The organism is Streptomyces rishiriensis (genome assembly GCF_003112535.1).
Taxonomy (GTDB): domain Bacteria; phylum Actinomycetota; class Actinomycetes; order Streptomycetales; family Streptomycetaceae; genus Streptomyces; species Streptomyces rishiriensis.
This window is the reverse complement of sequence record NZ_BEWA01000014.1, coordinates 45,799-64,341: the sequence shown is the minus strand read 5'-3', so window position 1 is coordinate 64,341 and position 18,543 is coordinate 45,799. Positions and strand designations below refer to the sequence as shown.

Here is an 18,543-nt window from a genome sequence, read left to right as displayed (position 1 = left end):
CCTCGATGCCCGCCGGGATCCGGCGGCCCGGAGGCGAGTTCAGGAGCCCGGCCGCCGGGAACCTCGCCGCTGGTCGCCGCTGTCGCGGCGGAGCGCCTCGGTGTGGCGGGCGACGTCGTCGACGCGGGCCGCGAGGTCGGGGTGGCCGGACGCGAGATACGTCCGCGCGCCCGTCAGGGGACCGACCAGGGCCGCGGCGTCGTCGTCGGCGAGGGCCGTGCTGAGCTCGCCCAGCGGGGTCCGGGCGGCGGCGGGGAGGTCGGGGAGCGCGGTGATCTGGCCGGCCAGCCGGCGCAGGTCCGCCGCGTTGGCGCGGGCCCAGGCGGTGACGGTGCGGTCGGCGGCACGGCGGTCACGGGTGGCCTGCACCCGTTGTTCGCTGGTGGATCCGGGGTTTCCGGGGCGTACGCGCAGGTAGCGGCGTTCGGCGGCCTGCCGGCTGGAGACGCCGAGCGGCTGGGCGAGGTCCGCCCAGCTGGCCCCCGCCTCCCGCGCCTCCTCGATCAGCCCCGGTTCCCATGCGGCGAGCTGGTCGCGCACCTCGCGCAGCATCAGCAGCGCGGCGAGCGCCTGCTCCGAGCCGGTCCGGGCGGCGTCCCGCGGCTGCGTGCCCGGCTGTTCGCCCTCCGCCGACGTCCGGGCGGTGCTCAGGGCCTCGTGGATCGTGTGGAGCGCCGCGGCCGCCAGGAAGGACGTCGGGGTGAGATCGCGGGCGCGGGCGACGGGCTGATCGTCGGTGGTCATGGGGCCTCCAGCGCACTGTCGTCGTGTCGTCGTCGTGTCGATGACATTCGACTTGTCATCACTTCGATGACATGTTACAACGATGGCAGGTGAACCGCATTGGCAGTTACGTGCCTGACCCGAAACACTGGAGGTGTCTCCCGATGTTGATGCGCACCGACCCGTTCCGTGAGCTCGACCGACTCACCCAGCAGCTCCTGCACACGCCCGGCACCTGGTCGCGGCCGTCGGCGATGCCGATGGACGCCTACCGCGAGGGCGAGGAGTACGTCATCGCCCTCGACCTGCCCGGCGTCTCGCCGGACGCGATCGACGTCGACGTCGAGCGGAACATGCTGACCGTCAAGGCCGAGCGGCGGCCCGTCACCAAGGCGGACGACGTGCAGATGGAGCTCTCCGAGCGGCCCCTGGGCGTCTTCTCCCGGCAGGTCGTGCTCGCCGACACCCTGGACACCGAGCGCATCAAGGCGGACTACGACGCCGGTGTGCTCACCCTGCGCATCCCGATCGCCGAGCGCGCCAAGCCCCGCAAGGTCGCCATCGGCGGCGGCTCCGCGCACAAGGAGATCAGCGGCTGAGCGGATCCCGCAGCAGCGCAGCTCCCACCCTCACCCCTCACCCCTCACCACGAGCGACGTCGGCGGTCGGCGGGCGAGCCCCGGCCGCCGACGCGCGCACCGAGACGAGAAAGGCGACCGCGTCACCGATGTTTTCGCTGCAGGAACGCCCGTCCGCTGTCGGCATGACGTTCGAGCAGATGCTGGAAAGAGTGCGGTACGAGGGCGCGTACCCGACCCGCGCCCGGGCCGAGGAGTCCGTGCACGCCGTACTGGCCGCCCTCGGACGCCAGATCACCGGCGACGAGCGCGTGGAACTCGCGGCGCGCCTGCCGCAGCAGGCCGCCCGCGTCTTCACCGCCGAGATCCCCGCCACGGAGAGCCTCACCGGGTGGGGCTTCGTCAAGGACCTCGCGTCCCGCACCGGCGGCACGGCCGCGACCACCCGCTGGGACGCGGGCACCGTCCTGCGCGTCGTGGCCCAGCTCGCCGGCGAGGAGCTCCTCGGCCGGATCCTCGCCCGGCTCCCCTCCGGATACGCCCTGCTGTTCGGCCGCGCCGAGCTCGTCCAGGCGGCCTGACGCGCGAGGGAGGCGGTGGCACGAGGAGTGATGCGGCGAGGGCGGCGCCTGCTCCCTGACCTTCTGGCCCCTGCCCCCTTGCGATGAACCGGCGGGCGGCCAGGTCACGTCGGGCGACGTCAGCGGGCGGCCTCCCTGCGCTGCCGGAAGCGTTCCGACCGCGCGAAACGGTCCTGCTCCTCGCAGACCCGGGCGAGCCGGGCCAGCATCGCGCGGTGCCGCAGCTGGATCACGGCCTCGGCGCCCGCGTTGTGGAGCCGCCCGCCGGCGCCCTGCAACGGGTGCTCGTCGACGATCACCAGACAGTGTTCGCCCCAGGGGCGCAGCTCGATGGCGATCCGCGCCGTGCCCAGCACGCCCGCGTGCGCCTCCAGCTCCAGTTCGGAGCCCTCCTCGCAGTGCCGGACGACCGTCTCGTTGGTCAGCCGGAGCGGGCCGAGGCGCACCTCGTAGCCGATCGCCGCGCCGACCTGCGGCCACTGTCCCCGCACCGGCTCGGAGGACGACGTCCCCACCACCCAGTCCGCATAGCGACTGCCGTCCGAGAGGACGGTCCACACGGTCCGCGGACTCACCTTGATCAGTCGATGCCGTACCGCCACATCACACCTCCAGGACACCGGGACTCGGGCTCGGTCCACTGCCAAGTTCCCGGCCCGGCGAAGACCAACCGGGACACGGCGGACCGGGACGCGGCGGACCGGTCCCCCCGGGCCGGGGATGGCACCCGGACGACGCGCGGTGGTGCTGGCACCACTCACAGTGGGGAGCTGGCAGGAGTGAGTCGCGGACCCGGGTCCCCTGGCGTCACACCGCATGGGACTTCTGCATCATCGGCGTACGGCGACGGTGACGGCGACGGCCACCCTGGCCGCCGCGCTGGCGCTGGCGGCGGCGGTCGCCCCGGCCTCGGCACGGCCCCGCCCCGCGCCCGTCAGCCTCGGGACCGGCCTTACCGGGCTGCGGCTCGCACACCGCCCTGCATCGGACACCGCGCACGCTGACCGAGGACGACGGCCTCGCCGGGGCAGCCGTCGACGTCACCGATCCGGTCTGCGGCCGCTGGAGCGACGCGACCGGAACGGCCGATCTCGGCACCGGCCGCCCCATGAACGCCCGGGACCGGCTCCGCGCCGGCAGCGTCACCAAGACGTTCACCGCGACGGTCGTCCTCCAGCTGGCCGCCGAGCACCGCGTCGATCTCGACGCGCCCGTGGCCCGCTATCTGCCCGGGCTGATCGCGAGCAACGGCTACGACGGCCGGAGGATCACCGTGCGCCGCCGCGACATGGACGTCGTCCGCGCGGCCCTCGGCGAGCGCCGCATCTCCTACCTCGGCTACTCGTACGGCACGTACCTCGGCGAGGTCTACGCGACGGTGTTCCCCGGCCGCACCGACCGCATGGCCCTCGACGGCGTGATCGCCCCGGCCCGCTACAGCCCCCGGCTCCTCGTCGGCACCGAGGACGCCAACGAGCGGGCGCTGCGCCACTGGGCCGCCTGGGCCGCCGAACGGGACGCCGAGTACGGGCTAGGCGCGACCCGGGAAGCGGTCCTGGCCACCGTCGACCGCGTCCGGCGCACGGCTGCCGAGCAGCCCCTGGTGATCGGCGGCGGTTCGTCGCCGACGTACCGACTCGACGTGCACACCGTGCCGTTCATCGTCTTCAACGGCCTGTCGGACGACACGGACGAGGCGCGACGGTCGTTCGCGTCCGCCGTCCGCACCCTGCACCGGGCCGCTCAGGGGCGGCACGCCGAACCGGACGCCGACTTCGCGAGCGGCCTGGACTTCCTGCTCGACGGCGGCGACGGCGGGTCCGCCTACGGCAGCGTGCAGACCGCGATCCTCTGCGGTGACGTGGCCGCTCCACGCGACCCCGAGGTCTACTGGCGGGACGTCCGGCGCAGCCGTGAAACGGCACCCGCTGATGGGGCCGTTCACCCACGACATCACCCCGTGCGCCTTCTGGGACCGGCCCCGCGAACGCCCCACCGCCGTACGGCGCGACTTCCCCGCGCTGATGGTCAACGCCACGGGCGACCCCCGCACCATCTACGCCGGCGCGAGCGCGATGCACGCTGCCTGGCCCGGATCGCGTCTGGTGACCGTCACCGGTTCCGACCGGCACGGCCTCTACGGCGCGTACGGCGACGACTGCGTCGACAGCACGGTCAACGCCTACCTGCGCACGGGCAGACTGCCGTCCGCGGACGTCACCTGTTCGGGCCCCCGGTCCGGACGGTAATTCCGCCGCGGCGGGGTAAAGGGACGTCGACCGGCCGCCTCCCGCGCGGCCGCTCTCCCCGGAGAAGGAGTGAGCATGACCGACGACGCCTACCTGTTCCTGCTCGACGACGCGACCATGGCGCTCGGCGTCTCTCCGGCCGCGGTCGGCGAGCTCGCGTGCATGGACACTCCCGCCGTGCAGGCGTGGCTCGCCGCTCAGGGAAGCACGGCGACGTCGCCGCACCTGCGCCTTCTGCCGCCGGAGGAGAGGGAGGCCGTCCCGGAGGGAGCGGAACGGCTGCCGGTCCCGCTGAGTGAGGAGGAGTTGTCGCGTGTGCGCGGTCGGACGGCCCCGGCGGCGCTCGCGGACCTGGAGGAGGAGCTCCTCGCCTACCGGGACTGCGCCGACGGCCGGGACGGTCTGATCGGGCGAGCGCTGGCCGCCGGTGTGCCGCCGCACCGCGTCGTGGAACTGACCGGCGTGGATCCCACGACGGTGACGGCGGCCGCCGGGCGATGACCCCGACGCGCATGTGACCCCGAAGCGCCGATGGCATCGACGCGCCCTGACCTCGACTCCCGGTCGGCACCCCCGGCGTCCCGGCGTCCCGGCGCGTCGACCGGAGGGGGCCCGGGTCGCCGGCCGTCACGGCCGGTGAGGGGCATCAGCAGCAGCGGCTCACGGCGGACTGCTCCTCCGAGGCGGATCCGGCCTCGACCACGACCTCGGCCTCGGCCGGACCGGCGCAGCATCCGCCGCCCGGCCGTCCGGCGTCCGTCGGCTCGTCGAACAGACCCGCGCCGCCGCACACGCCTGTCTCCGGGAGGGTGAGCTCGACGCGCTCGGCGGCCTCCCGGTCGCCCGCGATGGCGGCGGCGACGGAGCGGACCTGCTCGTGGCCGGTCATCGCGAGGAACGTCGGGGCACGCCCGTAGGACTTCATGCCGACCAGGTAGACGCCCTGCTCGGGGTGGGAGAGCGGGGCGGCGCCGTGCGGGCGGACGGTGCCGCAGGAGTGCACGTTGGGGTCGATGAGCGGGGCCAGGGCGGCCGGGGCCTGCAGGCGCTCGTCGAGGCCGAGCCGGAGCTCGGAGAGGAAGGAGAGGTCGGGCCGGAACCCGGTGAGGACGACGACCTCGTCCACGGGTCGAGGCGGCGGCCGTCCTGCGCGACCAGGACGAGTCGGTCACCCTCGCGTTCCACGGCCTGCGTACGGAATCCCGTGACCGCGCTCGCGTGTCCGGCCGCGACGGCCGCCTCGGCGCGCAGACCCAGCGCGCCCCGGGAGGGGAGCCGGTCGGCGTCGCCGCCGCCATAGGTGTGCGCGCCGATGCCGCGTCGCAGGACCCACACCGCGTGGGTTCGGGCCTCCTCCTTCGCGAGGTCGGCGAGGAGCGCGAGGGCCGTGAACGCGGAGGCGCCGGAGCCGACCACGGCGGTGCGCCTGCCCGCGTGTCGGGCGCGGACAGCCGGGTCGCCGAGGTCGGGGACGCGGTAGGCGAGACGGCCGGCGGCCGCCCTCTCACCGAGGGCGGGCAGGCCGTCCGCGCCGAGGGGAGCGGGTGCGGACCAGGTGCCGGAGGCGTCGACGACGGCGCGGGCGGTGATCCGCTCCTCGTGTCCGTCCGCGAACCGGACGTGCACGGTGAAGGGCTGCTCGTCGCGACCGAGGTCGACGAGCCGGTCCCGGCCGGCGCGGGCGACGCCGGTCACCGTGGCGCCGTAGCGGACCCGGTCGCCGAGGACGTCGGCGAGGGGCTGGAGGTAGCGCTCGGCCCAGTCGCCGCCGGTCGGGTAGGCGGCGGCGTCGGGACGGACCCAGCCGGTCGGAGCGAGGAGCTTCTCGGCGGCCGGGTCGACGACCTCGCCCCAGGTCGAGAACAGCCGGACGTGCGACCACTCGCGCACGGCGCTGCCGGCTGCCGGTCCGGCCTCCAGGACCAGGGGCTCGAGACCGCGTGCGGCCAGGTGGGCGGCGGCGGCCAGGCCGACGGGCCCCGCGCCGATGACCACGACGGGCCGGTCGTCGCCGGTCGACGCGCTGTCCGGGGTTGCAGTCACGGGATTCCCCTTCGCTTCCTGTTTCGACGTCTGTCGATCTCCTGGCCGCCAGCATGTGCCTTGTATCGATGGCTGTCAATATAGACATTCGTCGAAACCGTGTGCCACCATGCGGGAATGCCGAACACGAAGGTGCTGCCGCTGCTCGATCCGGCCTCCGACGGGAGCGTCGCGCCGTGCTGCCCGCCGCTGACCGAGCGCCCGTTCACGGCGGAGGAGGCGGAGGCGGCCGCGCGGATGTTCAAGGCGCTCGGTGATCCCGTGCGACTGCGGCTGTTCTCGGCGGTGGCCTCCCACGAGGGCGGCGAGGCCTGCGTGTGCGACATCCCCGACGTCGGGGTCTCCCAGCCGACCGTCTCCCATCACCTGAAGAAACTCAGGGAGGCCGGGCTGCTCGCGTCCGAGCGGCGCGGCACCTGGGTGTACTACCGGGTCGAGCCGTCGGTGCCGGCCGCCATGGGCAGGCTGCTGACGAATGCCTCCTCCGTCGTGTGAGCCTCACGGCTGCGCCGGTAGCCTCGGCGACCATGACCGTCGCGCGTTCCCTCGCCTTGTTCGTCGTCGCCGCCCTGTTCGAGATCGGCGGGGCCTGGCTGATGTGGCAGGGCATCCGTGAGCACAAGGGATGGGCGTGGATCGGCGCCGGCGTGATCGCCCTGGGCCTCTACGGCGCCGTCGCCACGCTGCAGTCCGACGACGCCTTCGGACGCGTCCTCGCCGCCTACGGCGGGATCTTCGTGGCGGGGTCGATCGCCTGGGGCGTGATCGCCGACGGGTACCGCCCGGACCGCTGGGACGTGATCGGTGCGCTGATCTGCCTCGCCGGCATGGCTGTCATCATGTACGCGCCCCGCAGTCGCTGACGCCCTGGCGTCCGCTCTCCGGGAGTCGCGGACCTCTGTCGGGCCCCGTACGCCCACCGATGCGAAGGAAGCACCCATGCCCTCCAGCCCGCTCGCCTCCGTGCTGTTCGTCTGCGTCCACAACGCCGGCCGCTCGCAGATGGCCGCCGGGTTCCTCGGCCGGCTCGCGGGCGACCGGGTCGAGGTGCGCTCCGCCGGGTCCCTGCCGGGCGACCGGGTCAACCCCTCCGCCGTCGAGGCCATGAGGGAGGTCGGCGTCGACATCGCCGACGCCCGGCCGAAGATCCTCACCCCCGAGGCCGTCCAGGCGTCCGACTACGTCATCACCATGGGCTGCGGCGACGCCTGTCCCGTCTTCCCCGGCAGGAAGTACCTCGACTGGGCCCTGGAGGACCCGGCGGGCCAGGGCGTCGAGGCCGTCCGCCCCATCCGGGACGCGATCAGGGCCCGCGTCGAGGCGCTGATCGCCGAGATCGACGCCGCCCGAGGCGTGGCCCGGGAGGTGTGACCCGGGCGTCCGGGCCTGGGGCGGGAGCCCGGATCAGGCCCGCGGAACGCCTGAGCCGAGAGACGGGCGGGGCGGCCTCTGACACGCCTCTCGGCCCGGCGCGTCCTAGTTGTTGCGGATGAACGTCCGGGCCAGTTGGTCGCCGAGGCTCACCGCCGCGCTGTGGCTCTCGATGGGGGACGCCTTGGAGTTCTTGAAGAGGATGTAGGTGACGCCGGAGTCGGCGCCGCCGTTCTCCGGGTCGGGATCGATGCCGAGCGCCTTGGCCGTCGCGTACGAGGCCTCGCCGATGATCTTCGTGGGCCCGGTGTCGCCGACGACCGCGTACTCCACCTTGTTCTGGTAGATGACGGCGACGACCCCGCCGCCCTTGATGCCGGCGGACCCGTAGTTCCAGAGAGAGCTGGAACTGGGCACGACGACGTAGGGCAGGGTGTCGGCGCGCAGCGGCTTGCCGTCCGACTGGTGGAACGCCGTGTCGTCCTGGTACCAGGGGTCGGTGTTCTCGTTGCACTTGGACGTCCGCTGCCCGTCGCAGTCGACGTCCATGTCCGCCTTCCAGAAGACCGCGCCGTTCTTGCCGCACACCGGGACGGTGGCCGAGGTCTCGTCGTCGGTCTTGTACTTGCCGCTCGATATCTGCGAGCAGGACGTCACCTTGGCGAGCAGGTCGGCCGCGCTGACCGAGCCCTCCTGCGCCGAGGCGGGACCAGCGGCGTCCCGGCCGGAGCCGACGGCGAGACCGGACGCGTTCGCCGGGAGGGCGGCGCCGGCGAGCAGCGCTGCGCCGACAGCCGCGGTGAGGGTCAGTGTTCGAGAGCGCACGGTGGGAGACCCTTCTGTTAGGAAAGTTTCCTTACGGGGTGCCACACAAAGTGGCCCCACCCCTCCGGCGTCGTCAAGCCCCTTGCGTCAATTGGAGTTTGGCGGGAAATGGATCCGACCTTATCGGTCCGGACCATTGACCCGGTCGGGTTCGGCCGGGACTCTGTTCCACGCCACCAACCCTCTGCATGAACCTGATGCATGGATGTGAACGTTCGGCGCCCGCCCGGGGTACTCCCTGCACTCCGCGCGCCCACAGTCCCGGAAAGCGAGCACGCCTCATGAGCGAGCAGTCCTTAGGAACCCGCCAATCGGAACGGAGCGTTCGGGAAACATCGGAGGACAGAGCCTCAGAAGCCCCGGGGGCGGGACAGGCATGAGATGTCTCCGGGCCCTCCCCGCGATGGGAGCACTCGTCGCCGCGGGGCTGCTGACGGTCTCGGCCGCGGCCCCGCCGACCGTCCGGCACCACCCGCGCCCTCTGTCGGCCTCCCGCGCGGCCGCCGCCACCGACTGGTCCGTGGCCATGGTCGACTCGACCACGGCCCGGTTCACGCCGAGCGCCATCGGCGGCTGGTCGTACCCCGTCGGCCTGTATCTCTACGGCCAGTACCTCACCTACCGGCGCACCCACGAGCCGCGCTACCTGTCGTACATCAAGAGCTATGTCGACCGCTTCGTGCACGACGACGGAACCATCGACCAGAAGTTCAACAGCCTCGACAGCATGCAGGCCGGCCGGCTGCTGGTGATCTTGCACCACGAGACGGGCCAGGACCGCTACCGCAAGGCGGCCCGGAAGATCCGCGACCGGCTGAGCAGTTACCCGCGCACCTCCGACGGCGGCTTCTGGCACGCGGACACCGGCAGCCGCGACCACCAGCTCTGGTCGGACGGCGTCTACATGGTGAACCCCTTCCTGGTCGAGTACGGCAGGGAGTTCGGCGACTCGGCCTACGCGAACGACGAGGCGGCCGGACAACTCGCCGTGTACGGACGTCATCTGCAGCAGCCGAGCGGGCTGTTGCGGCACGCCTTCGACGAGTCGAAGACCGCGGGCTGGGCCGATCCGGCGACCGGGCTCGCCCCCGAGTCCTGGTGCCGGGCGGTCGGCTGGTACGCGATGGCGATCGTCGACGTGCTCGACGCGCTCCCCGCACGGCACGTCCGCCGTCCCGGACTCCTCGGCGTCCTCGGCCGGCTGGCCGCCGCCCTGGAGCGCTACCAGGACCCGGCGAGCGGGCGATGGTTCCAGGTGATCGACAAGGGCGCCCGCAGCGACGACTGGACCGAGACGTCCTGCTCCAGCATGTTCGCCTACGCCCTCTCGCGCGGCGCCCAGCAGGGATACATCGACGCGCACTACCAGTCCGTCGCGCGGCGCGGCTACGAGGGCGTCCTCGCCCGGATCTCGCTGGACGCCGACGGCCGCACCGTCCTCACCGACGTCTCCGTCGGCACCAACGTCGGCGACTACGACTTCTACGTCGCACGCCCCCGCGCCACCAACGACTTCCACGGCCTCGGGGCCTTCCTGATCATGAACGAGCAGCTCAGGACGGTACGGCAGCCCGGGCGCGGATGACCTGGCGGCCGGGTTCCCACGGCTTCCCCCTACGCCCCGATCGCGCATACCCCGCACGCCCCGATCGCGCATCCCCCTGCGCCCCCACCGCTCGTCCCACCCGTGCCCCCGCCGGCCGTCCACCCGCCGGGAGCGCGGCACCCCCCGCAGAACGAGGTGAGTCAGCCATGAGCACATCCCGCAGGACCCTGCTCGGCGCGGCGCTCGGCGGCGCCGCGGCGACCACGGTCGCCGGCCTGCCCGGCACCGCGCACGCCGCGTCCTGGCAGCAGAAATGGGCGCCGTCGGCGAGCCGCGACGGCCTCGGCGCCTTCGAGACCGTCGAGGACGACCGTGCGAACTCCCACCCGTCGGGCGGGCCGCACATCTTCGCCACCGGGAACAACTGGCGCTTCAACATGCACACGGTCGACCGGGACACCTCGACCGACCGCCAGCGCCAGGAGGTCACCGGACTGCGCAACGGCAGCGGCGGCGACTACCTGAAATGGACTTCGGGCCAGACCTGGCGGGTCGCCTACTCGATGTACATCCCCGGCTCGCTGAAGGCGACCACGACCTTCACCCACATCATGCAGATGAAGCAGCCCGGCAACGGCACCTCCCCGATCGTCGTGCAGTCGCTGCGGCGGGTGAACGGCAAGCAGACCATCGAGCTGAAGCTCGCCGTCGACGACATCCTCGTCGGCCGCACCGACCTGGACCCGCTGCACGACAGATGGACCGACGTCGACTTCCAGATCAAGATCGGCAACGGCTCGGCCGGATCGGTCCGCTGGATCCTCAGGAGCGGCGGCTCGACCGTCGTCGACGCGTCGAAGACCGGGGTCGACACCTTCCTCGCCGACCGGGTGCGCCCCAAGTGGGGCATCTACCGATCCCTCGGCGACACCTCGGGCTCCCTGCAGGACACCTACCTCCTGCTCAGCAACCTCCGCGGATACCAACTGACCTGAGGTGCCGTCACCTTGAAATCCCCCACAGCCCCACGCTCCCGAGCGGCGGCGATCGTCCTCTTCGTCGTCGCCGTCCTCCTCGGTCTCAGCCACCCGGCGGCCCCTGCCGCCCCGCAGGACCCGTCCCGAGCCGCCGCCGTCTTCGACGTACGCGACTACGGCGCCAAGGGAGACGGTTCCGCCAACGACACGCTCGCCGTCAACAAGGCGATCACCGCGGCGAGTTCGGCGGCGGGCGGCGGAGTCGTCCATTTCCCGCCCGGCGACTACAAGTCGAAGAACACCATCCACATGAGAAGTCATGTGACGCTCAGTCTCGACAAGGGCGCCACCCTCCAGGCCTCCAGCGCCGACACCTACGACAAGGCCGAGTCCAATCCGTACGACGCCTACCAGGACTACGGGCACAGCCACTTCCGCGACGCGATGATCCACGGGGACGGGCTGACCGACATCGGCTTCGTCGGTCAGGGCGTCATCGACGGCATGGGCAACCTGGTCACCGGCAACCCGAAGTCCGGCGAGGCCGACAAGATCATCTCCCTGACCCGGTGCGACGGGCTCACGATCGGCGACGGCCTCACCCTCCGCCGCGGCGGCCACTTCGCGGCGCTCGTCAACGGCTGCAAGAACGTGACGTCGGATCATCTGACCATCGACACCGCGAGCGACCGCGACGGCTGGAACATCATCTCCACGACGAACGTCACGGTGACGAACGCGAACATCCGGGCCAACGACGACGCTCTGGTCTTCAAGAGCGACTACGCCCTCGGCGCCAAGCTCCCGAACGGCCACGTCCGCGTCAACGACAGTTTCCTGTCCGCCCGTTGCTGCAACGCCCTCATGTTCGGCTCGGAAACCTGCGGCGACTTCTCGGACTACCGGTTCGAGAACATCCGCATCGACGGCGCCGACAAATCGGGCCTCGGCATGGTGTCGATGGACGGCGCGAAGATCTCCGACGTCCACTACCGCGACATCACGATGACGAACGTCCACTCGCCGATCATGCTGAAGATCGGCACCCGAAAGCGGTGCGGCAACGGCCCCGGCGTCGGATCGATCAGCGACATCACGTACGACACCATCACGGCCACCGGCAGCAGCCCGTCCTTCAGCCCGACCCTGTGGGGCGAGACCGGCCACCGCATCAAGGGCGTGACCTTCGACCACGTCGACATCACGGTCCCGGGCGGCAACGGCACCATGTCCACCGGTCTGCCGGGCAACGACCCGAACGACTACAACCCCAAGGCCATCGGGACCCGGCCGGCCTACGGCTGGTACCTCCACAACGCCGACGACATCCGCTTCACCGACAGTTCGGTGAAGTTCGCCGCGGACGACGGCCGCCCGGCGTTCCTCGCGAACGCGGCGGACGGCGTCAGGCTCATCCGGTTCACCGCGCAGAAGGGCGGCGGTTCCCCGTTCGACGTGGGCTTCCAGGACGTGACGGGCGGCTGCCTGACGGACAGCCACACCACGTCCGGCGGCGCCCTGCGGGTCTCGGGAGGCCGGGACTGCGGTACGGCGGTCACGCCGCTGGATCTGGAGAACCCCCGCCAGGACTTCCTCCGCGCCTCGGTGGGCGGCCTGTTCCTGCACTGGGGCCTGCGCACCACGCCCGCCCACACCAGCTGCACCGCCTGGGAGGACGACGTCACCAACGGCGGCTGGAACGCCGACTACTGGGTGAAGGAGGCCCAGAAGCTGCACACCCAGTACCTCGTCCTCGCCTCTTTCCACAGCCGCCTCGGCTACGCCCGTGCCTGGCCGTCGAAGATCCCCGGCTCCTGCTCCACCAAACGGGACTTCCTCGGCGAACTGATCACCGCCGCGAAGGCCAAGGGGCTGAAGGTCATCCTCTACATGACCAACGACCCCCAGTGGCACGACGAGGGCGGCCACGAGTGGCTCGACTCGGCCGCCTACTCCGCCTACAAGGGCAAGAACGTCGACCTGACCGCCAACGACGGCTTCGGACAGTTCAGTTACGACAACTTCCTCGAGGTCATGAACCGCTACCCCGACCTCGGCGGCTTCTGGATCGACAACGACAACGCCTACTGGGAGAACCACGACCTCTACCGGCAGATCTACGAGAAGCGCCCGAACTACACGCTCAGCAACAACAACGAAGACACGCCAATCATGGACATGATCAGCAATGAGCAGAAGACGGGCATGACCCCGGGCTACGACTACCCGCAGGCCGTCTACACCGCCCAACCCCGCCTCACCGAGGCCGACTTCAAGCTGCCCTCCACCGGCCCCTGGTGGTACGGCGGCACCGACCCGTCGGTCGACAAGATGCTCACCCTCGGCCGTCTCGTCACCAACGTCGGCTCGTCCGTCAAGGCGCTGATGGCCGAGACCGCCCAGGTCAACGGCAAGTTCCCGGCCAACCAGGCCGACTTCAACAACTTCGCGAACTCCTATCTCGACCCCATCTGGGAGTCCCTGCACGGCACGGAGGGCGGCGGCTACCTGTACGGCGGGCTCAAGCCGGGCTTCTGGAACGACGGCGCCCACGGCGTGACCACGATCAGCAAGACCGACCCCGACCGCCAGTACATCCACGTCCTGACCCCGCCCAGCACCACCACCCTGCGCGTCCGCGACAACGGCTACCGCGTCGCGTCGGTCACCAACCTCCGTACGGGCGCGGCGGTTTCGTGGTCGCAGTCGGGAGGCGTACTCACCCTCACCGGCCTCGGTGCCTGGGACCCGTACGACACGGTGTTCAAGGTCACCACGGCCGGCCGGCAGGGCATCCTCACCGGCGTCAAGGTGAGCGCGAGCGCCTCGGCGAGCGGTCACCCGGGCTCGGCCGCCGGTGACGGTGACTACCGCACCTACTGGGACAGCGACAAGACCCTCCCGGTGAACCTCACCTTCGACCTCGGCAGTTCGAAGAAGGTCCAGTACCTCGGGCTCAACCAGCGCGAGGACTCCGTCGCGTACGCCCGCTCGGACACCGAGCAGTCGGCGCGGATCAAGGACTACAAGGTGTATCTGAGCGCCGACGGCTCCACCTGGGGCAGCCCGGTGAAGACCGGTCAACTGCCGAGCCGCCGCGGCATCCAGGGCATCGACCTGACCGCGGGCGACGCCCGCTACGTGCGCCTCGAGGTCGGCTCCACCTGGGCCGCCTCCACCGACACGACCCGTTACCAGCGCCTGCGGATCGACGAGGCGTGGATCGGCACCTCGTACGCGACTCCCGCGAAGAGGGGACAGTCATGACAGGTATCACCCGTGTCACCCGTGTCAGATCACTGATCGTGGCCATGGTCGGGCTGCTGATCGCCTCGGCCGTCCCGCTGCTGGCCGCAGCCCGCCCGGCGGCCGCGTCCGACAACGGCCAGTCGGTCCGGCCCGCCATGGGCTGGAGCAGCTGGAGCTTCGCGCGCCGCACCCCGACCGAGGCCAAGATCAAGGCACAGGCCGACGCCCTGGTGTCCACCGGCCTCAAGGACCACGGCTTCGTGTACGTCAACCTCGACGACTTCTGGCAGAAGTGCGACGCGGACGGCTTCGTCGTGGACTCCTACGGCCGCTGGAGCGTGGACACGGCCAAGTTCCCGGGCGGCATCAAGGAACTGGCCGACTACGTCCACTCCAAGGGCCTGAAGTTCGGCTTCTACGTCACGCCCGGCATCGCCCGGAACGCCGTCACCAGGAACACCCCGATCGAGGGCACCTCCTACCACGCGAAGGACATCGCGGACACCTCGAAGCCCGAGAAGAACTACAACTGCAAGAACATGTACTCCATCGACTACGGGAAGCCCGGCGCCCAGGAGTTCGTGAACTCGTGGGCGAAGCAGTTCGCCTCCTGGGGAGTCGACTACCTGAAGATCGACGGCGTGGGCAGCGCGGACGTCCCGGACGTGCAGGCCTGGGACACGGCACTGCGGGCTACCGGACGGCCCGTCAACTACGCCCTGTCCAACAACCTGCCGATCGCGAACGCCGCCACGTGGCGTCGGCTCGCCAACAGCTGGCGCACCCAGGGCGACGTCGAGTGCTACTGCGGACCGGGCGCCAACGGCAGCGGCTATCCGCTGACCGACTGGTCGCACGTGGCGGGGCGCTTCGACTCGGCCGCCTCCTGGCAGCGGTACGCCGGACCGGGAGGCTGGAACGACCTGGACTCGCTGGAGCTCGGCAACGGCGACCAGGTGGGCCTCACCGCCGACCAACGCCGCTCCCACTTCACGTTGTGGGCGATGGCGGCCTCCCCGCTGCTGCTCGGCACCGACCTCACCCACCTCGACGCCGTCGACAGGGCGATGCTGACCAACGACCGGCTGATCGGCGTGAACCAGGACGGCGTGGCCGCCTCTCGCATCGTGAAGAGCGGGGCCGCACAGGTGTGGAGCAAGAGGGAGAGCGACGGACAGTACGTCGTGGCGCTCTTCAACACCGGTACGTCCGGCAGCACTTCGGTCGGTGTGGACTGGTCGCAGGTCGGCTTCACCGGGTCCGGTGACGTCACCGACCTGTGGTCGGGCTCGCACAAAGGCGTGATCGCGGACTCCTACGCCGCGACGCTGCGCCCCGGCGAGACCCGGCTGATCCGGGTGAAGCCGGCCGGCTCCCCGAACGCGCCCGGCTCCCGGCAGACCCGGGCCGCAGCACCCGGCATGGCCGTCGCCCCCTACGAGTACCTCGGCTGGGGCAGCCCGCCCGCCCCGGCCTCGGTGATGGCCGCGACCGGCGTCAGGTGGTTCACCCTCGCGTTCGTCCTCTCCGACGGCGGCTGCAACCCGAAGTGGGACGGCTCGCGCCCGCTGACCGGCGGCGACGACCAGTCGAAGATCAACGCGATCCGGGCGGCCGGCGGTGACGTCATGGTCTCCGTCGGCGGCTGGAGCGGCGCGAAGCTCGGCGAGAAGTGCTCCAGCGCCTCCGCGCTGGCGGGCGCCTACCAGAAGGTGATCAAGGCGTACGGCCTCAAGGCCCTCGACATCGACATCGAGAACACCGAGTGGTCCAGCGCCGCGGTCCGGCAGCGGGTCGTCGACGCGCTGAAGATCGTCAAGGCGAACAACGCCGGACTGAAGACCGTCATCACCTTCGGCGCCACGACCTCCGGTCCGGACTCCACCGGCGTGGACATGATCAAGCGGGCCGCCGACTCCGGTCTGGCGAACGACGTCTGGTGCATCATGCCGTTCGACTTCGGCGGCGGCGCCACGACCATGGGCACGCTCACCACACAGGCCATGGAGGGTCTCAAGGGCAAGGTCAGGTCGGCCTACGGCTACACCGATGCCGCCGCCTACGCCCACATCGGGCTCTCGTCGATGAACGGCAGGACCGACGACAGCGGCGAACGGGTCCGCGTCGCCGACTTCACGACGATGCTCGCCTACGCCCGGCAACACCACATCGGCCGCCTCACCTACTGGTCCGTCAACCGCGACCGGGCCTGCGGCTCCGGGACCGACGGCGACTCCTGCAGCGGCGTCGCGCAACAGCCGTACGACTTCCTGAAGGTCTTCGCCCAGTACACGGGCTGAAGGGAACAACCGTGAAACCCATCAGAGCACTGCCGTGGGGCCTCTCCCTGGTCATGGCGCTCCCGCTGGCCGGACTGGCCTCCTGGCCTGCGCACGCCGCCACCGACTACCAGGCCGAGGACGCCGTCGTCACCCAGGGCGCCGTCGCGACCAACCACACCGGGTACACCGGCACCGGGTTCGTGGACTACACCAACGTCAAGGGCTCCGCCGTGGAGTTCACGGTCGCCGCGGCCGCCGCCGGGACCGCGTCCGTCACCCTGCGCTACGCCAACGGCACGTCCGTCGACCGGCCCATGGACATCTCCGTCGGCGGGACGGTCGTCGCCGCGGGCGTCTCGTTCCCGGCGACGGCCGACTGGGACACCTGGGCGACCAGGACCGTCGACGTGCCGCTGAGCGCGGGCGCCAACAAGATCCGCGCGACCGCCACCACGGCGAACGGCGGACCCAACCTCGACCGCATCGGGGTCGGAGCGGCCGCCGACGGCCAGGCGCCCACCCGGCCGGGACAGCCGAGCTGCTCCGCGATCGGCGAGGACCGGCTCACCCTGTCCTGGGGCGCCTCGACCGACGACGTGGGCGTGACGGCGTACGACCTCTACGAACACGGCAACAAACTGGGCGAGGCCGCGGGCGACGCCACCTCGAAGACGCTGACGGGGCTGAGCCCGAACACCGTCTACGACCTGACCGTCATCGCGCGGGACGCGGCCGGCAACACCTCTCAGGCCAGCCCGGTGGTCGACTGCACGACCGCGCCCAGCTCCGACACGACCGCGCCCACCGCGCCGGGAACGCTCAGCGCCTCGGCCGTCACGGCGGACAGCGCCGGGCTGACGTGGGGCGCGTCGACCGACGACAAGGGCGTCACGGGCTACGACGTGCGCAGCGGCGACACCGTCTACAAGACGGTCACCGGCACGTCGACCAAGCTCACCGGGCTCGCCTGCGACAGCCCGTACACCCTGAACGTGGTGGCGCGGGACGCGGCCGGAAACGTGTCCCCGCCCGGCAACACGGTCACCTTCCGGACGAAGGCGTGCACGGCCGACGGCGGGGTGCCGTCCTCGATCGCCACCGTCTCCAGCGGCTGGACGATCCCGTGGGGCATCCAGTGGATGCCCGACGGACAGAGCGCGCTGGTGACCGAACGGGACGACTTCCGGGTCTGGAAGGCGACCAAGGACGGAGCCAGGACCCTGGTGGGCACGGTGCCGAACGCCGTGACCACCAACGGCGAGGGAGGACTGCTCGGCGTGGCCGTCGACCCCAGGTGGGCCTCCGACCACTACGTGTACTTCATGCACACCGCGGCCGAGGGCAACCGGGTCGTCCGCATGACGTACGACGGCAACTCGCTGACCGGCTACACGGTTCTCCTCCAGGGCATCAAGAAGAACCGCTACCACAACGGCGGACGGCTGGCCTTCGGCCCCGACGGCTACCTCTACGTCTCCACCGGCGAGGCCCAGACCCCCGACCTGGCACAGGACAAGAACTCCCTGAACGGCAAGATCCTGCGCATGACGACGGACGGCAAGGCCGCCCCCGGCAACCCGTTCGGCACCTACGTCTACAGCTACGGCCACCGCAATCCGCAGGGCCTCGCGTTCGACCGCAACGGGCGGCTGTGGGAAGCGGAGTTCGGCAACAGCTCCAAGGACGAGCTGAACCTGATCAAGCCGGGCGCCAACTACGGCTGGCCGACCTGCGAAGGCGCCTGCGACGTCTCCGGCATGACCAACCCCAAGAAGACCTGGAACGTCTCCGAGGCCTCGCCGAGCGGTATCGCCATCGTCCGCAACACCGTCTACATGGCGTCGCTGCGCGGCGAGCGGCTGTGGCGGATCCCGATCAACGGGGACACGGAGAACGTCGGCACGGCGACGGCGTACTACGTCGGCGCCTACGGCCGGCTGCGGACCGTCACCAAGGTGCCGGGAGCCGACCAGCTGTGGCTGTCGACGACCAACTGCGACAACAACGGAGGCGCGGCGGACGGATCGGACAAGATCTTCCGGGTGAGCATCGGCGACTGAGGCCGCCCCGTCGCCCCGTCGACGCGCGTCCCGCGTCCCGCGACCCCTCGGCCCGGCAC

Annotated in this window: 14 protein-coding genes and 3 pseudogenes; 13 read left to right on the top strand and 4 right to left on the bottom strand. The window is 71.2% G+C overall.

What is annotated here, in order from left to right; translation table 11 throughout:
• Positions 1 to 39: 39 nt before the first annotated feature.
• Positions 40 to 744 (bottom strand): type III effector protein, encoded by a 705-nt coding sequence (locus tag Sri02f_RS24940; RefSeq protein ID WP_109003542.1) that lies wholly within the window; start codon positions 742 to 744, stop codon positions 40 to 42.
• Between the two features lie 143 nt (positions 745 to 887).
• Here Sri02f_RS24940 and Sri02f_RS24935 point away from each other — a divergent pair, with 143 nt between their 5' ends.
• On the top strand, positions 888 to 1,322 hold the full coding sequence (locus Sri02f_RS24935) for an Hsp20/alpha crystallin family protein (RefSeq protein WP_109003541.1): 435 nt from the start codon (positions 888 to 890) through the stop codon (positions 1,320 to 1,322).
• Between the two features lie 164 nt (positions 1,323 to 1,486).
• Positions 1,487 to 1,882 (top strand): DUF2267 domain-containing protein, encoded by a 396-nt coding sequence (locus Sri02f_RS24930; RefSeq protein ID WP_109003540.1) that lies wholly within the window; start codon positions 1,487 to 1,489, stop codon positions 1,880 to 1,882.
• Positions 1,883 to 2,001: 119 nt separating this feature from the next.
• Here the strand turns inward: Sri02f_RS24930 and Sri02f_RS24925 are convergent, their stop codons facing one another.
• The gene (locus Sri02f_RS24925) at positions 2,002 to 2,484 is read right to left on the bottom strand and encodes an SRPBCC family protein (RefSeq protein WP_109003539.1); all 483 of its coding nucleotides are present in this window, start codon (positions 2,482 to 2,484) and stop codon (positions 2,002 to 2,004) included.
• 377 nt (positions 2,485 to 2,861) lie between these two features.
• On the opposite strand from Sri02f_RS24925, the pseudogene Sri02f_RS43015 reads away from it, so the two are divergent.
• The 3 genes and pseudogenes from Sri02f_RS43015 to Sri02f_RS24915 all read left to right on the top strand — a co-directional run.
• Positions 2,862 to 3,101 (top strand): annotated as a pseudogene (locus Sri02f_RS43015) (serine hydrolase); the annotation flags it as partial.
• 63 nt (positions 3,102 to 3,164) lie between these two features.
• Positions 3,165 to 4,131, top strand: a pseudogene (locus Sri02f_RS44355) (alpha/beta hydrolase); the annotation flags it as partial.
• 75 nt (positions 4,132 to 4,206) lie between these two features.
• On the top strand, positions 4,207 to 4,632 hold the full coding sequence (locus Sri02f_RS24915; RefSeq protein ID WP_109003538.1) for a DUF6003 family protein: 426 nt from the start codon (positions 4,207 to 4,209) through the stop codon (positions 4,630 to 4,632).
• A gap of 145 nt (positions 4,633 to 4,777) precedes the next feature.
• Here Sri02f_RS24915 and Sri02f_RS24910 read toward each other — a convergent pair.
• Positions 4,778 to 6,174, bottom strand: a pseudogene (locus Sri02f_RS24910) (FAD-dependent oxidoreductase).
• A gap of 117 nt (positions 6,175 to 6,291) precedes the next feature.
• On the opposite strand from Sri02f_RS24910, the gene Sri02f_RS24905 reads away from it, so the two are divergent.
• From Sri02f_RS24905 to Sri02f_RS24895, 3 genes are all read left to right on the top strand, one after another.
• Positions 6,292 to 6,669, top strand: coding sequence for an ArsR/SmtB family transcription factor (locus Sri02f_RS24905; RefSeq protein WP_109003537.1), 378 nt, complete (start codon positions 6,292 to 6,294; stop codon positions 6,667 to 6,669).
• Positions 6,670 to 6,701: 32 nt separating this feature from the next.
• A complete protein-coding gene (locus Sri02f_RS24900) occupies positions 6,702 to 7,037 on the top strand; it encodes a YnfA family protein (protein WP_109003536.1) in 336 nt (111 codons plus the stop codon).
• Between the two features lie 76 nt (positions 7,038 to 7,113).
• The gene (locus Sri02f_RS24895) at positions 7,114 to 7,545 is read left to right on the top strand and encodes an arsenate reductase ArsC (protein ID WP_109003535.1); all 432 of its coding nucleotides are present in this window, start codon (positions 7,114 to 7,116) and stop codon (positions 7,543 to 7,545) included.
• A gap of 105 nt (positions 7,546 to 7,650) precedes the next feature.
• Here the strand turns inward: Sri02f_RS24895 and Sri02f_RS24890 are convergent, their stop codons facing one another.
• Positions 7,651 to 8,370, bottom strand: a complete 720-nt coding sequence (locus Sri02f_RS24890) for a glycoside hydrolase family 75 protein (protein ID WP_109003534.1) — start codon at positions 8,368 to 8,370, stop codon at positions 7,651 to 7,653.
• Positions 8,371 to 8,773: 403 nt separating this feature from the next.
• On the opposite strand from Sri02f_RS24890, the gene Sri02f_RS24885 reads away from it, so the two are divergent.
• From Sri02f_RS24885 to Sri02f_RS24865, 5 genes are all read left to right on the top strand, one after another.
• Positions 8,774 to 9,955, top strand: a complete 1,182-nt coding sequence (locus Sri02f_RS24885; protein ID WP_174855699.1) for a glycoside hydrolase family 88/105 protein — start codon at positions 8,774 to 8,776, stop codon at positions 9,953 to 9,955.
• A gap of 167 nt (positions 9,956 to 10,122) precedes the next feature.
• On the top strand, positions 10,123 to 10,911 hold the full coding sequence (locus tag Sri02f_RS24880) for a polysaccharide lyase family protein (RefSeq protein ID WP_109003532.1): 789 nt from the start codon (positions 10,123 to 10,125) through the stop codon (positions 10,909 to 10,911).
• Between the two features lie 12 nt (positions 10,912 to 10,923).
• A complete protein-coding gene (locus tag Sri02f_RS24875) occupies positions 10,924 to 14,160 on the top strand; it encodes a glycosyl hydrolase family 28 protein (protein ID WP_245970781.1) in 3,237 nt (1,078 codons plus the stop codon).
• A complete protein-coding gene (locus Sri02f_RS24870) occupies positions 14,157 to 16,442 on the top strand; it encodes an alpha-galactosidase (RefSeq protein ID WP_109003531.1) in 2,286 nt (761 codons plus the stop codon). Before Sri02f_RS24875 ends, Sri02f_RS24870 begins: the two co-directional genes overlap by 4 nt.
• 11 nt (positions 16,443 to 16,453) lie before the next feature.
• Entirely contained in the window at positions 16,454 to 18,484 is a 2,031-nt protein-coding gene (locus Sri02f_RS24865; protein ID WP_109003530.1) for a PQQ-dependent sugar dehydrogenase, read from the top strand.
• Positions 18,485 to 18,543 lie beyond the last annotated feature (59 nt).